The sequence below is a fragment of the Microbacterium sp. SCN 69-37 genome, from assembly GCF_001724435.1.
Classification (GTDB): Bacteria; Actinomycetota; Actinomycetes; order Actinomycetales; family Microbacteriaceae; genus Microbacterium; species Microbacterium laevaniformans.
In genome coordinates this window covers 1-13,217 of sequence record NZ_MEEL01000062.1, presented here as the reverse complement: position 1 = coordinate 13,217, position 13,217 = coordinate 1, and the positions used below count along the sequence as shown (strand labels likewise).

Here is a 13,217-nt window from a genome sequence, read left to right as displayed (position 1 = left end):
CGGGTCGACGTCGGCGGTGAAGTCGAAGGGCAGCTCCTCCCCCGCGTTCTCGGCCCACCAGGTCGTGGACTCCTGCGGGTCGACGTCGACCACGAGGACGCGGTTACCGCGCGTCAGGCAGGCCGCGACGTTCATGACGGTGGTCGTCTTGCCGACCCCGCCCTTCTGCCCGACGATCGCGATGACCTTCATCCGTCCCTCCCGTTCCTCATAAGCGCCGATGTGGTGGTGACGCTGCGACGACGTGGCGCATTAGCCACGCTCGACAGTAAGCACATGTGCAGATTCATGGCGGCAGTCTAGCGATCTACCCCCGACATACCCGCGCAAGACTGGCGCAACAGGAGTGCAATACCGCGGGGCGTATGCGAGTAGCTAAGGCGGCAGAAGGGCGCTAGACCCCCGCCATAGTTGCAACTGAGCATGCGCGCTACTGCCGGGGGTATGGCAAAGCTATTGCGCTACGCAAGTGGCGACACGGCGGCGATACGGCGCCAGTCGGGCGCAATACGTGGCGCAATACTGGTGCATCACACGCAGCATATATTGCCGCTGTATTGCGCTTGATGTTGCGCCGATGGGGCAAGGTAGGAGCGCGGATGGGGCGCGATGCTTGCGACTGTCGACCGCTGGTCATCCGGGATCTATTGCGCCCAGGTTGAGCAACCGGTCGTGCGTCGGTGTTGCGCCGATGAGCCTATAGACCTTGGTGGCGATGTTGCGGCCGATCGGTGGGGGAGCGGAGCACGTCAGGCGGGAGGGGGTTCGGTCCCGGCGGGCGAGGGGCTTCCATCGACCCGAATAGGTGTCGATGGGAGGGGACGCAGGAGCCGATCACGTCCTGCGCGGCCGTCAGAGCGATTCTGAGCGCCGAACGGGTTCGTGCGCGTGTGTCAGGGCGCCAGCAGGCGTGACAAAGCCCCTGGGGGCCATCCAGGGGCTTTGTCGGATCGGGGGGTCGAGCTCAGCTGCGGCGGGGGGCGTAGGAGACTCGCTCCTGCACGTCACCGCACACCGCGGTCATGAGCTTCGTGCGGACGCGGTGCACCCGGCGGTTGAGCGTGTCGCGGCTGATGCCGAGCTCGTCTGCTGCCTGCTGGCGCTCCTCGCCGGGGTTGCCCTCGGCGAGTTCGATCCGGGCGAGCAGGCGGACCTCGTCTGCCGTGAGGATGCCGTTGTCGATGGCCCAGGTGAACAGGGTGACGAGGTCGCGCAAGGGGTCGTCGATCTCGGTGTCGGCGTCGGCGTTCACGAGGTGCTCCAGGGTCTCGTCGTCGACTGCGAGCTCGACGTCGGCGGAGGCGCCGAAGCCTCGCTCGAGGAGCTTGATGCACTCGAGTCGGATGTTGCCGGCGACCGAGCTCGTGCGGTGCAGCGGGTAGGTGCGAATGACCTCCCACAGCGCGCCGATCGTGGTCGCGGTGGCGTCGGTGGGGGAGTTGCGCCAGATGGCGCGAACGCTGCTGCAGGTGCGTGCGAGACGGAACGCCAGGGGCAGGAAGGACTTGAGGATCACCTTGCCGGCGACGACGTCGCCGCCGTGCTCGAGCTCGAGCAGACGGCTGAGGATCTGGTCGCGGTCCTCGGCCAGCTGGGGCCGGCGGATGAGCTCGATCGCCTCGTCGCCGGTGAGCTCGCCGAGGACGCCGTAGTCGTGGCGCAAGGTCGCGAGCGTGCTGTTCCACTCATTCAGTAGTGCCCGCTCGAGGGTGGTGGCTGCGTTGTAGACGTGCATGGAAATGGCCCTTCGTCGCTACGTCGATTGACGGCGGCCACGTTCCTCAGCACCCCAGGGTCAACGTCTGGATAAGGGCGGGAGCGATCTGCGCACGCACTCGCGCGGTGGCAGTCGCGACTCTGGATCAGACCTAGAAAAAGCCCGGTCACAGGGATGAAAAGTGCGTGGCTAGAAGGGCGCAATATTCCTGCAAGAAATCTCGTCGTCCGGTGTCCGCGAAGCGGCGGAAGGGGGGCCTATATGACGTAGAGCCCCCGGTGCGGGGGAGTGAAGACGACGACGAGAAGGGAACGTGGCCGTGGCGGATGACAACCTCAGCGACCCGACCTGGGACAGCTTCAAGCCCGATGCCGCGCGCGCCATCCGTGCGACTCAGGGATTCGAGGATGCGGTAGCTCGGACCCTGGATCGCCCGTTCGACACGGGCACCTACGGGGGTGTCGAAGCGGCCCTCGCGGAACTGCGCGCAGCCGCGCCGGCAGCGATGCGGGTGGCCGGCATTCAGCTCAGCGGGGGTGCGTGATGGGCCTGCGCAAGCCGAAGGAAGCGAAGCCGTCCAAGGGGTCGAAGACGACGCCGGCGAAGGGCAGCGAGTGGACGGCCGGACGTGGGTTCGGTCAGAAGGCCGTCACCGGTGCGCTGATCGTCGCGGTCGCGTGCGGGCCGCTCGCGTTGGTCAACGCGACCATCAACGGGCAGCCTCGCCAAGCGGTCGCGCAGGTCGCCGTCGACGCCCCGCTGACCGCCCAGGAGCAGTCGGCGGGGGAGTACGGGGCGGCGTTCGTCGCGGCATGGCTGGGCGCTTCGCGCGAGGACGAAGGCACTCTCGCCGCGTACATCAACCCGGCCGCGGTCGGGCAGCTGTCGGCCACCGCATGGAAGTACCGCGACCTCGCCGTGGTGTCGGTGGAGAAGACGGACGAGTCGGACCTGATGAGCGTGGTCGTCGCCGCGAACGTCGAGGAGTTCGACATGGAAAGCGAGAGCGGCGCCACCGTCTGGCCGCGCCGCTACTTCGCCGTCACCGTTCGCGTCACCGACGTCGGTCTGTCGGTGGTGGGTCTGCCCGCCCCGATCGCTGCGCCGGCGAAGGAAGAGAGCGCCGTGCGTCTGGCGTATGGGCAGACGGTGCTGCAGACCTCGAGCGCCCGGCAGACGGTCGAAGCGTTCCTCTCCGCCTACCTGGCCGGCTCCGGGGAGATCAGTCGCTACGTCTCGCCCGGTTCGGAGATCTCCGCGATCACCCCCGCGCCGTACATGACCATCACGGTCACCGACGTCAAGAGCGACGTCGAGCCCAGTGACACCCCCAGCACGGGATCGGTGGTGCACGTCCTCGCGACAGCTGAGGTTTCGAGCGCCAGCGACCAGCGGCTGACCACGACCTACGCCCTCACGCTCACCGCGCGCGACGGGCGTTGGGAGACGACGTCCGTCGATCTCGCCCCACTGGAAAGCGCCGCGCCCGGCGCCGACCCCACACCCAACCCGTCTCGATAGCCCGGGACGCACCGAAAGGACAGCACTGCAATGGCACTCTCCGAATACCTCAACAACCTCTTCTCGACGTGGACCGGCGTCGTGCAGGCGTTCGCGCTGCTCGCCTCGATCGTCCTGGTCATCGTCGTGGCGATCGTCACCCGCCTGGCCTGGGGCAAGCTCCTGGTCACGTCGCTGGTGGCCGGCTTCGTCATCTGGGCGGTGACGATGAACGGTCTCGGCTGGTTCTCGCAGACCATCAACAACGAGACCAACGCCGCCCCCGCCGCCATCACCGACGTCGTCGGTCACGACCTGGCTGCCTGACTCGTGGCCAAAGAGGAGATCGCCCGCTTCTACACGCGGTCGCGCCGATTCCCGAAGATGATCGGTCGGATGACCGACGGGTCTCGCATCCCGGGTGGGCCGTACACGCTCACCCAGGTCGGCTTCGGCGGTGTGGCTCTCATGGGGCTGCTCGCGACGCGAACGCTGTGGAGCACCGGAGCGACTCTCCTCGATCTGGCTATCACGGTCGGTGTCGCCTGGGGCGTGACCTGGCTCGTCGGACTCATCCCGATGACTCGCCGCAACCTCGTCCTCGCCTTCGTCGGTGCGGTCGCGGCGATGTTCAAGCCGCACGGGGGGAGGTATCAGGCCCGCCCGATCCGCCTTGCGCGTCCGCACCAGGCGATCGGCTCGACCCGGATGCCGCCCCCCGTGGCGGACCCACAGGACGCCGAGCTCGAGGACGCTGCCCCCGAGCAGCCCCCGGCACTGCCCGAGCGCCGTCCCGAGCGCCCTGCCCCCGCGCCTGCTGCCAAGCCGCGCGCCGCCGTCAGCGCCGTCGAGCGTCTGCTGCAGCAGTCCAAGAACACGAACTAGGAGCACGTCTCATGCGCATTCCCGCAGCCTCTTTCGCCGGTCACCTGATGTGGACCCGTACCGGCACGATCTGGGCCACCTGGCGCCTGCAGGGCCTTCCGCACGGGTACGGCACCGACGAGCTCCGCCAGCTGGTGCTCGGCCAGCACCAGGCCCTTTTCCAGTCCCTCCGCGGAGAGGCGCTGCTGATCGGTCTGTGCGCGACGAGCGACCCCGTCGACATCGTCGACAAGATGCTCGCCGGCGTCGACATCCGCCAGCACCCCGAATGGGCCGAGGAATGCGCCCTCACCCTCGACTCCCTCGAGGAGATCGCACTGGGCGAGCGCGCCTACTGGCTCTCCATCCCCCTGTCCGCCGGCAACTGGCGCACCCGCTCGCAGGCGGCCTGGCGCGCCGGCCTCGAGCAGTTCCGCGAGCAGCTGGCGCTTCCTCGCACCACACCCGCCGACTCGGAGATCGCCGCGGCCATGGCCGCCGCGCAGGAGATCGAGAACCGCATCCCCGCCGACTTCTACGCGCGCCCCGCCACCGTCGCCGAATACGTCTGGATGGCGCTGCACTCCCAGCACCGCGGACTGGACATCGACGGCTCCGTCCCCGAGACCGGCGACGTCGGCATCGCGGAAGTGCCCGCCACTCAGCTGCCCACCGCCATGCCGAACCCGTGGCTCGACGAGGGCGGCCAGTCCGACCTCTCTCCGGCCGAGCTCAAGCGGTTCCTGCCGTTCAACCGCCGCTACCTCAAGGTGCAGAGCCCGCACGCCGATGCCCCCAGCTACCAGATCATGCAGGCCGTCGTGGGAGGCCCCAAGGGCGGATGGCTGATGCCCGGCGTCGAGTGGATCTCCCGCGTCGAGCAGTACGAGCTCGACGTCGACTGGGCCATCCGGCTCACGGTCACCAGCGCCGACGCCGTCAAGCGCCGCAACAAGCGCGCCGAGGAGCAGCTGCTCGATCAGGTCGACCAGCAGTCCGGCACCCTCGCCATCACCGGCAGCGGGTCAGATCTCGCGCAGGTCGCCGAGACCCTCGCGGCGTACCACGCCTCCCTCAACGCCAGCGACAAAGAGGTCGAGGTCCAAGCGACTGTGATCTACGCGGTCGGCGGTCCCGACCCCGCCACCGCGCAGGCTCGCGCCCGCTACATCGCCGCCGACTACAAGGCCTCCGACTTCCTCCTGGAAGCGCCCCTCGGCGGCCAGGAAGAGCTCTGGTGGGCGATGCAGCCGGGTGTGCCGACCTCGCGCATCGTGCGCGACCTGTCCCAGATCACCACCGGCCGCGAGTTCGCGTCCGGCCTGCCCGTCGTCAGCAGTGCCCTCGGCGATGACCGCGGCATCCGTCTCGGCGACAACATCACCACCGGCCGGCACACCCCGATCCTGGTCGACCTGTTCGGCAACATCCAGGCGGACTCCTCCGGCAGCTTCGGAGTCGTCGCCGAGCTCGGCGCCGGCAAGAGCGTCCTGCTTAAGAGCGTCGCCGGCGACGTGCTCGATCGCGGCGGGCTGATCGTGGCGCTGGACCGCACCGTGGCCCGCGAGTACGCCACGTTCGCCGAGTCGCTGCCGGGAACCTCCACCCGCGTCATCGACATGCTCGAGCCGCAGTGGTCGCTGGACCCGCTGCGGGTGCTCGGCCCGCGCAAGGGCGCCCGCATGGTGCAGTCGCTGTTCTCTCTGATGCTCGGCATCCAGACCATGGACACCCGCGGCGTGCAGCTGTCCGGGCTGCTGGAGGCGGAGTACATGGAGACGCACCGGATCACCAGCCTCGGTGCGCTCATCGAGCACCTGCGGCAGCTGGGGCAGCAGAACGCGGTGGCGGCAGAACTGCTCGGCCTGATCCGTGTCGTGGCCACCAAGGACTTCGGCGCCGTTCTGTTCGACGAGTCCCTGCCCCCGCTGGATCTCAAAGCCGTCGACGCGGTCGTGTTCACCACCCACGGGCTGAGCCTGCCCGACCGCGCCGAGGTCGAGAACGAGCACCTGTTCAAGCAGATGCCCATCGAGAAGATCGTCGGCCGAGCCATGTACGCGATGCTCGCCCAGCTGACTCGCGAGGTCTGCTTCATGGACCGTCACCGGTTCGCGCTGGCGATCTTCGACGAGACCCACCACATCAGCGCCTCCCGCGACGGCCAGGCCGAACTGCAGACGTTCTTCCGTGACGGCCGCAAGCACGCGGCCGCGGCCGCGGTCGGCTCCCACGACCCCCACGACTTCGGCGACGAGGTCACCCGAGGCCTGATCCCCATCCGCTTCGTCATGCGCCAGCGCGACGAGACCCTCGCCAAGCGCGCCGTCGACTGGCTGGGCCTGCCCGTCTCTCCCGAGCTCGTCCGCGAGGTCATGACCGACCTGAGCCCCATCGGCCCCGACCGGAAGGTGCCGCTCGAGCGCCGCGGCGAGGGGATCATGCGCGACGTCCGCGGCCGCTACGGCAAGTTCCGCAAAACGCTGCCCGCCCGCCCCGAGCGCCGTCAGGCGGTGCTGTCCACTCCCTCCGCCCCCGTGGAGATCTCATGATCACGTTCTACGTCGACGCCTTCCGCTCGATGGGCGGATGGGCCTGGCGCGCCCGGGTCTGGGCGCACCGGCACCCTCGGTGGGCGAGAACCCTCGCCACCGTCGCGCTCATCGGGTACTTCACGTTCATCCAGGGCCAGACCGCGCACGCGGTGAGCTTCCTCCCGGACGGCGTCGACTACACCGACAGCCACGGCAACCCGTTCTCCAAGTACGGGGTGATCGACATCAACGCCGGCGACGTGTGGACCCCGGGCACGGTCGTCGTCAACTTCATCGTGCAGCTGCTCTGGTCGATGCAGTACTTCGCGACCGGCGTGATCCTCTGGCTGTTCGACTTCCTCCTCAGCTTCGAGTGGGTCGCCTGGCTGGCCACCCCGTTCAACACCCTCGCGGTGTGGGTGCAGGAGCAGCTGGGCACGGTCAACTGGATTCCCTTCGCGCTGATGATCAGCGCCCTGGTGGGAGGCATCGCGCTCTACGTCGGGCGTGTGTCCGGCGGCCTCTGGGAAATGCTCGTCTCCGCCGTCCTCGCCGTCCTGGCGGTGGGGGTGCTCGCCAACCCGGTCGCCACCCTCACGGCCACCGGCGGCGTTCTGGATAACGCGCAGGAGTTCGGCAGCCAGCTGGCCAACTCGATCGTCGTGGACCCGGACGCCCAGAGCAGCGACGGGACGCTGTCGACCGCGGTCAACGCGACGCTGATGGACATCTTCGTGCGCGTCCCGTACCAGGTGATCTCCTACGCCCAGGTGCTGCCCGACAACTGCCAGGGGATCTTCGACACCTTCATCCAGTCCGGCGAGCCCCAGACGGCGCTGCGAGACTGCGCCCCCGAGGCGGCGAGGTTCGCGCACGACAACCCCGGCGGGATGAACATCCTCAACGCCATGGTCGCCGGCGGCGGCGTCTCCGTCATGTTCGTGTTCGGGATGGTGATCGCGGCGCTGCTGATGGTGTCGGTGGTGTTCTTCCTGGTCGCCGCGGTCAAGTCGATGCTGCTGGTGTACCTGTGCATCCTCCCGGTCAACCGCGAGCCGCTGTGGAAGGCGATCTCGGACACCTACATGGGCGCGATCAGCCTCGCGGTGATGACCGTCGTGATGGCGCTGTACCTCAAGATGACCACCTGGATCATGGGGCAGACCGGGTTCCTCCCGCACCAGCTGCGGATGGTTCTGCTGATCATCTTCCTGATCATCGTCATCGTCCTGGTGTGGCGTGCGCGTCGGGCGACCCTTCGCGCCGGCCGCGGCGTCGCCGGCCAGCTGAACAAGCTCGGCCTCGGCATGAAGCCCGGCCCGAAGGACTCCAACGCCCTGCTGAAGATGAGCGCGATCGCCAGCATGGCCAACACCGCGAAGGATCTGATCAAGCGCCGACCGGCCAAGCCGAGCGCCGCAGCACTGCCGGAGAAGCCCGCAGAGCCTGAGCCCGAGCCCGTGACGCTCACCCAGGTCCGCGACCCCGGCCGCGGCCCCCAGGGCGGCGCAGGAGGCGGCAGAGGCCCCTCCGGCGGCCGCGGACCCTCGCTCGCCCCCGGTGCCGCTCGCAAGGCACTCGGGGCAGCGACCACGGCAACCTCCGTCGCGCAGGGCGCCGCCACCGTCGCGAAGGGAGCGGCCAGTGGCGGCGTCGCCGGCGCGGCCGCGGCCGGTGCCGTGGTCGTCGGCAAGAGCATCGCCCGGAAGACCGCAGCCAAGGCCACATCCGCCGCCACCAACGCCGCCGCACGTCGGGTGGCGCCCCAGGTCGTCGACGCCGGCGAGCTCAAGGTCGTCAAGGTCGCCGAGACCCGCGCCAGCCGCATCGAGGTCGACGCGCAGGGCGTGGCCACCGCGCACCGCAGAGCCGCGACCGGGGTGCAGGACATCTCCTCGCTGCCGCCTCGCCCGACCCAGCGGCCATCCGCCCGCTCGCTCGAGCGGCGTCGCCAGCTTGAGGCCTACCGCCCGCGGGAGCTCACGCGCTGATGACGGACCTGACAGTGGACGAGGAAGAGAGCCGTTCGCCGTGGAAGCGGATCGTCGCGGTCCTCTGCGTCGTCGGCCTGATCTTCGCCATGGTCGCCGGCGGGTTCCTCGCGCTGTTCATGGGCATCATCGCCTCCTCTGCCGGCGCCGTGGGATCGGACGGCTCCGGGTGCGTCCCCACGTCGACGACCGCCTCGGCGTCGTGGGGGGATGCGACGTCGACGCCACCGACCCCGCCGGCGTCGACGAGCTCGAAGCCGCCCGCCTCGTCGACGGGCTGGGGGAGCTCGTCGACGGGTGATGCGGCGCCGGCGGCCGCGGCCGCCCCCCAATCGATCGAGATCCCCTACGGCACCAGCGGCACCGTCACGCTGAACGAGAAGCAGATCGCGATCGCCACCCGCATCATCACGATCGGGCGCGACCTCGGCGTCTCCGACCAGGGCCTCAAGGTCGCGCTGATGACCGCCTTGCAGGAGTCCCGGCTGCGGATGCTCGCCAACTCCTCCGTCCCCGCGTCGCTCGACTACCCGCACGATGGGGTCGGCAGCGACCACGACAGCGTCAACCCGTTCCAGCAGCGCGTGTCGGGGTGGGGAACCGTCGCGGAGCTCATGGATCTCGACTACTCCATCAAGGCGTTCTTCGGCGGCCCCACCGGCCCCAACGGGGGCTCCCCTCGAGGCCTGCTCGACGTCAAGGGCTGGGAGAGCATGGCGCCCGGCGTCGCGGCTCAGACGGTGCAGGTCAGCGCGTTCCCGGACGCCTACGACAAGTGGGAGCCTGCGGCCGAGCAGCTGATCGCCACCCTCGGCGAGGGCATCACCGGCGGCGGCTGCAGCGGCAGCATCGAGGGCGAGATCCAGCTGCCCCTGCGCTCCGACTACAACATGACCAGCGGCTACGGACCCCGCAGCAGCGGCGTCCCCGGGGCCTCCACCTGGCACGCCGCCATCGACCTGCAGCGCTGGCCCAACCCGTGCGGCGACCCCGTCTACGCGATCCTGCCGGGGAAGGTCACCCTCTCGAGCGCCCTGTGGCTGTCGATTGAGCACGCAGACGGGTACGTGGTCTCCTACCTGCACATGTACAAGTCGCAGCGCCCGGTCGACGTCGGCGACACCGTCGACGTCGGCGACACCGTCGAAGCCGGCGAGCAGATCGGCGTCGTGGGCAACGTCCCGCCCTCCGGCGGCTGCCACCTGGATCTGCGGATCAACGTCGCCAACAACACCAACCCCGAGGTCGCAAAGCTGATCCTCTCTCAGAACGACACCCGCCTACCGAGGCCGGCCACGCTCCCCGAGCACCAGAACTTCGTCAACCCGGAGGACTTCTTCGATCTCTGGGGCGTCGATCTCTGCCCGGCCGGTTCCTGCCAGTAGCAGTGCGGCTGAGCCCCGGACGTCTGGATAACCGGCGGGTAGGCTACCGACTACCCGAACACCTGCGGGCTCTGCCCGCCATTTTCCAGACGGTGATGTGTGACCGATCGACACGCCCCCCACGTCGACGATCAGGCAGTATCCGGTCCCGCTGCGCGCACCACAGCAACCGGATACCGATCTGTTTCGTACTACCTCCCGGCAGCGCTGCACGCGCGGCTCAAGGCTGCCTGGTGGGCGACTCGCGACTGCCCGGATGGTGCGCCGACGCTCTCGTCGCTCGTGGAGGGGATCTTCCTCGAGTACGTCACGAGGGCTGAGCTCGAGCACAACGGCGGCCGACCGTTCCCGCCCGCACCCCGGGGCGCGCAGGGGCCGCGAAGCGGCGCCTCGGAAGGTCACCGGCTCGTGGCGTACTACCTCCCCGCGGATCTGCACGCGCGACTCAAGGCCACCTGGTGGGCGCTGCGCGATGCGCGCACACCGGCGCTGTCATCGGTGGTCGAGGCGCTGTTCGTCGACGCGGCCGCGAACCTCGAGCAGCGGCACAATCACGGTACCCCGTTCCCACCGGCGCCCGACTCCGCACGCGGCGTCAGCCGGGCCGCGGCGGTGCGGCAGGGGGAGTGGATGCGGCGCGAGTGGGAGAATCGTCGCGGCGAGAGCTCCGCTCAGGGCTGAGGCGTCGACGCGGTCCCCGTACCCGGCTGACCCGTCGACGCGGCCGGTGAGGTCATGGCGCCCACCGCGCGCTGGAATGCGAAGCGCACCACGCTCCACGCTGCGCCCCAGAACCCTCGAGCGAGCCAGCGACCCAGCGCCAGCATCGCGAAGCCCGAGAAGGTCACCAGGGCAGGCCCCGCTGCTCCGGTCAGCGCCACCGCCACTCCGCTGAGAGCGAGAGAGGCGGAGGTCGAGATCCCGATACCTGTCGGCGTCATGGTGAGAACGGCCACCCATTGCAGAGCGCCCCTGGCATCCCGGTCGCGCGTGATCGCGAAGCCGAGCCCGACGACCACCGCGGCCATGACGCCCACGCCCACCCCTGCGACGAGGGCGATGAGGGCGCGCTGGAACAATTCGGAGGGTTCCGCCGGATCGACTATCTGATCGAGCGAGCCGGCAAGGATGAGCCCTCCCAGCGGCACGAGAACCCACCCGATGACCCACCGGGTCGCGGTGCGTCGATCGGGTGGCAGAAGGGTGCTGGCGGTCGCGGAGCTCACTCGCCATTTCTAACGCAGCTGCTGCACCGGCCCCGCGAGGGAACGTGTGCCGGGGGATGTGCGGCCCGGGTCGCCGCCGAGAGAGCGCAGCTGATGCGGTGATGCTGCGGGGATATTGCGGGCTGGATATTTCTTACGGCGGTGGGGGGTTTGCCCCGCTCCGCTTCCGACTTCGCTTCAGCTATGCGGGGCAAGCCTACCACTGTTGTCAAGCGCCAAGGTGGCGACGATATTGCGCTGATGTGCGGGAAAGTGCTGCGGCACTACGCCCGCAATACCTCTCGCCACATCGAGCGCGGCGGGTTCCCGGGTCGCTCGAAGCTGCCAGATCCAGATCCTCGTGTCCGCGAAGAGGGGTTCGCGGGGCCTATATGACGCAGAGGGCCGCGATCGCCGTGGCCCGGTTCAGGAGGCATCAGATGGCGACTCGAGTTGCTCGCCCGCCGGCACGTCCGTCGTCTGCGCCGGTCGCCCCATTGGGAGTGCTGCCGCGTCGGCAGGTGACGGGGATCTTCCCCGCACTGGTGGTGCTGGCGGCCGCGGTGGTGTTGACCGGAGTGAACATGCAGGCCCGCTTCACCGACGCGATCGCGTGGGTGTGGGTTGCGGCTGTGGTGATCGCGGCCGTGTCGGTCGCGTCCGGCATCCGTACCTACCAGAAGCAGAGCCGGCTCGATCCGGGCATCGAGGCGGTGCTGCCGTCGCTGGGTGCGCAGCGTCCGTCGCGCGATCTGGTCCGGGCGGTGAAGTGGACCCGCGGGTGGGTCGGCGTTCCTCGCAAGGTGACGATCCGGTATGCCTCCCACGTCGACGACCGTGATGTGCGTTTCGTCGATCAGATCGTCACGTCGTTCTCGCGCCGCATCGGCGAGGAGTACCGCGTGCTCAAGCACGTCCCCCGCCGCTGCCTCATCGTGCTCGAGCTCGCGCCGCCGACCACGCCGGTCTCTCGAGAGCAGCAGCGGGCCGAGCAGGTCGCGAAGCTGCTGCTGGGGGAGAGCGCCAAGGTCGAGGTCACCACCGACCCCGAATCCAACGACGTCCGCAAGATGAAGGTCAAGCACGACATGGGGCCGCGGCTGGCGATCCCGGCGCGACGAATGCAGATCGAGAAGGTGATCTCCTCGATGCTGCCGGGGCGTTGGCGGGCGCATTGGGATCTCGAGGGCGATGAGGTCACCTTCGAGATCCGTCCCCCGATGCCCGACATGGTGCTGCACGAGCCGGCGCCGTCGACGAAGCAGCTGACGCACGCCGAGTACAAGGCGTTCAAGATCCCGATCGGCGTCGACGAGGACGGGTCGGTGCAGACATGGCAGCCCTCGGTCTCCCCGCACATGCTCGTCATCGGTGGAACGGGCTCGGGCAAGACGTCGTTCCAGCACACGGTGCTCACCCACCTGGCGCAGGCCCGCTGGCGGGTGTGGGTGCTGGACGGGAAGCGGATCGAGTTCGCGGGGTTCCGCACCTGGCCGAACGTCGAGCTCGTCGCGGCCCGCGTCGAGCACCAGGTGCGGATGCTGCACGCAGCGCACGAGCTCATGGAGCAGCGTTACACCCAACTCGAGGAGGGCACCGCCCGCCTCGAGGACTTCGAGCCGCTCGCACTGATCATCGACGAGTACGCGACGTTCAAGGCTCGCGTGCAGCGTTGGTACAAGACGGTGAAGCCGAAGGGGGCGCCCACTCAGGCGCCGGTGCTCGAGCTCCTGTCGGATCTGGCCCGTCTGGCGCGAAGCGCGAAGATCCACATGCTGCTGGGCATCCAGCGCCCCGACGTCGAGTTCCTCGGCGGTGAAATGCGCGACAACTTCGGAGCCCGACTCTCCCTCGGCCGGCTCTCCCCGCAGGGCGCGATGATGATGTGGGACTCTCCGGCGATCGGCGTCGCGCTGCCTCGCAACAAGCGCGGCCGCGGCGTCACCCTCAGCGCCGAGTCGCTTCCGGTGGAAGTGCAGACCTTCTACACGCCCGACCCGGCCAAGCTCGACAAGTCCGAC

At 69.1% G+C, this 13,217-nt stretch carries 12 protein-coding genes; 9 read left to right on the top strand and 3 right to left on the bottom strand.

Annotated features, from left to right (window positions below; translation table 11 throughout):
• Positions 1-222: ParA family protein (locus tag ABS64_RS14340; RefSeq protein ID WP_292684427.1), on the bottom strand; the 222-nt coding region annotated here is incomplete at its 3' end.
• Between the two features lie 742 nt (positions 223-964).
• Positions 965-1,735 carry a hypothetical protein gene (locus ABS64_RS14335; RefSeq protein ID WP_292684423.1) on the bottom strand — a complete coding sequence of 257 codons (771 nt, stop codon included), beginning with the start codon at positions 1,733-1,735 and terminating at the stop codon, positions 965-967.
• 295 nt (positions 1,736-2,030) lie between these two features.
• On the opposite strand from ABS64_RS14335, the gene ABS64_RS14330 reads away from it, so the two are divergent.
• From ABS64_RS14330 to ABS64_RS14295, 8 genes are all read left to right on the top strand, one after another.
• Positions 2,031-2,261, top strand: coding sequence for a hypothetical protein (locus tag ABS64_RS14330; protein WP_292684421.1), 231 nt, complete (start codon positions 2,031-2,033; stop codon positions 2,259-2,261).
• A complete protein-coding gene (locus ABS64_RS14325) occupies positions 2,261-3,238 on the top strand; it encodes a conjugal transfer protein (protein ID WP_292684425.1) in 978 nt (325 codons plus the stop codon). Before ABS64_RS14330 ends, ABS64_RS14325 begins: the two co-directional genes overlap by 1 nt.
• A gap of 30 nt (positions 3,239-3,268) precedes the next feature.
• The gene (locus ABS64_RS14320; protein ID WP_061018411.1) at positions 3,269-3,544 is read left to right on the top strand and encodes a hypothetical protein; all 276 of its coding nucleotides are present in this window, start codon (positions 3,269-3,271) and stop codon (positions 3,542-3,544) included.
• A gap of 69 nt (positions 3,545-3,613) precedes the next feature.
• Positions 3,614-4,102 carry a hypothetical protein gene (locus ABS64_RS14315; RefSeq protein WP_292684418.1) on the top strand — a complete coding sequence of 163 codons (489 nt, stop codon included), beginning with the start codon at positions 3,614-3,616 and terminating at the stop codon, positions 4,100-4,102.
• A gap of 11 nt (positions 4,103-4,113) precedes the next feature.
• Positions 4,114-6,633 carry an ATP-binding protein gene (locus ABS64_RS14310; protein ID WP_292684416.1) on the top strand — a complete coding sequence of 840 codons (2,520 nt, stop codon included), beginning with the start codon at positions 4,114-4,116 and terminating at the stop codon, positions 6,631-6,633.
• Positions 6,630-8,606 (top strand): hypothetical protein, encoded by a 1,977-nt coding sequence (locus ABS64_RS14305; protein WP_292684414.1) that lies wholly within the window; start codon positions 6,630-6,632, stop codon positions 8,604-8,606. The genes ABS64_RS14310 and ABS64_RS14305 overlap by 4 nt, the downstream gene beginning before the upstream one ends.
• Entirely contained in the window at positions 8,606-9,991 is a 1,386-nt protein-coding gene (locus ABS64_RS14300; protein ID WP_292684412.1) for a M23 family metallopeptidase, read from the top strand. The genes ABS64_RS14305 and ABS64_RS14300 overlap by 1 nt, the downstream gene beginning before the upstream one ends.
• A gap of 99 nt (positions 9,992-10,090) precedes the next feature.
• Complete coding sequence (locus tag ABS64_RS14295; RefSeq protein WP_292684410.1) at positions 10,091-10,672, top strand: hypothetical protein; 582 nt, start codon at positions 10,091-10,093, stop codon at positions 10,670-10,672.
• On the opposite strand, the gene ABS64_RS14290 is transcribed toward ABS64_RS14295, so the two are convergent.
• The gene (locus ABS64_RS14290) at positions 10,663-11,217 is read right to left on the bottom strand and encodes a hypothetical protein (protein WP_292684408.1); all 555 of its coding nucleotides are present in this window, start codon (positions 11,215-11,217) and stop codon (positions 10,663-10,665) included. The two genes, ABS64_RS14295 and ABS64_RS14290, sit on opposite strands and share 10 nt — an antisense overlap.
• Before the next feature lie 419 nt (positions 11,218-11,636).
• Here ABS64_RS14290 and ABS64_RS14285 point away from each other — a divergent pair.
• Positions 11,637-13,217: FtsK/SpoIIIE domain-containing protein (locus ABS64_RS14285; protein WP_292684406.1), on the top strand; the 1,581-nt coding region annotated here is incomplete at its 3' end.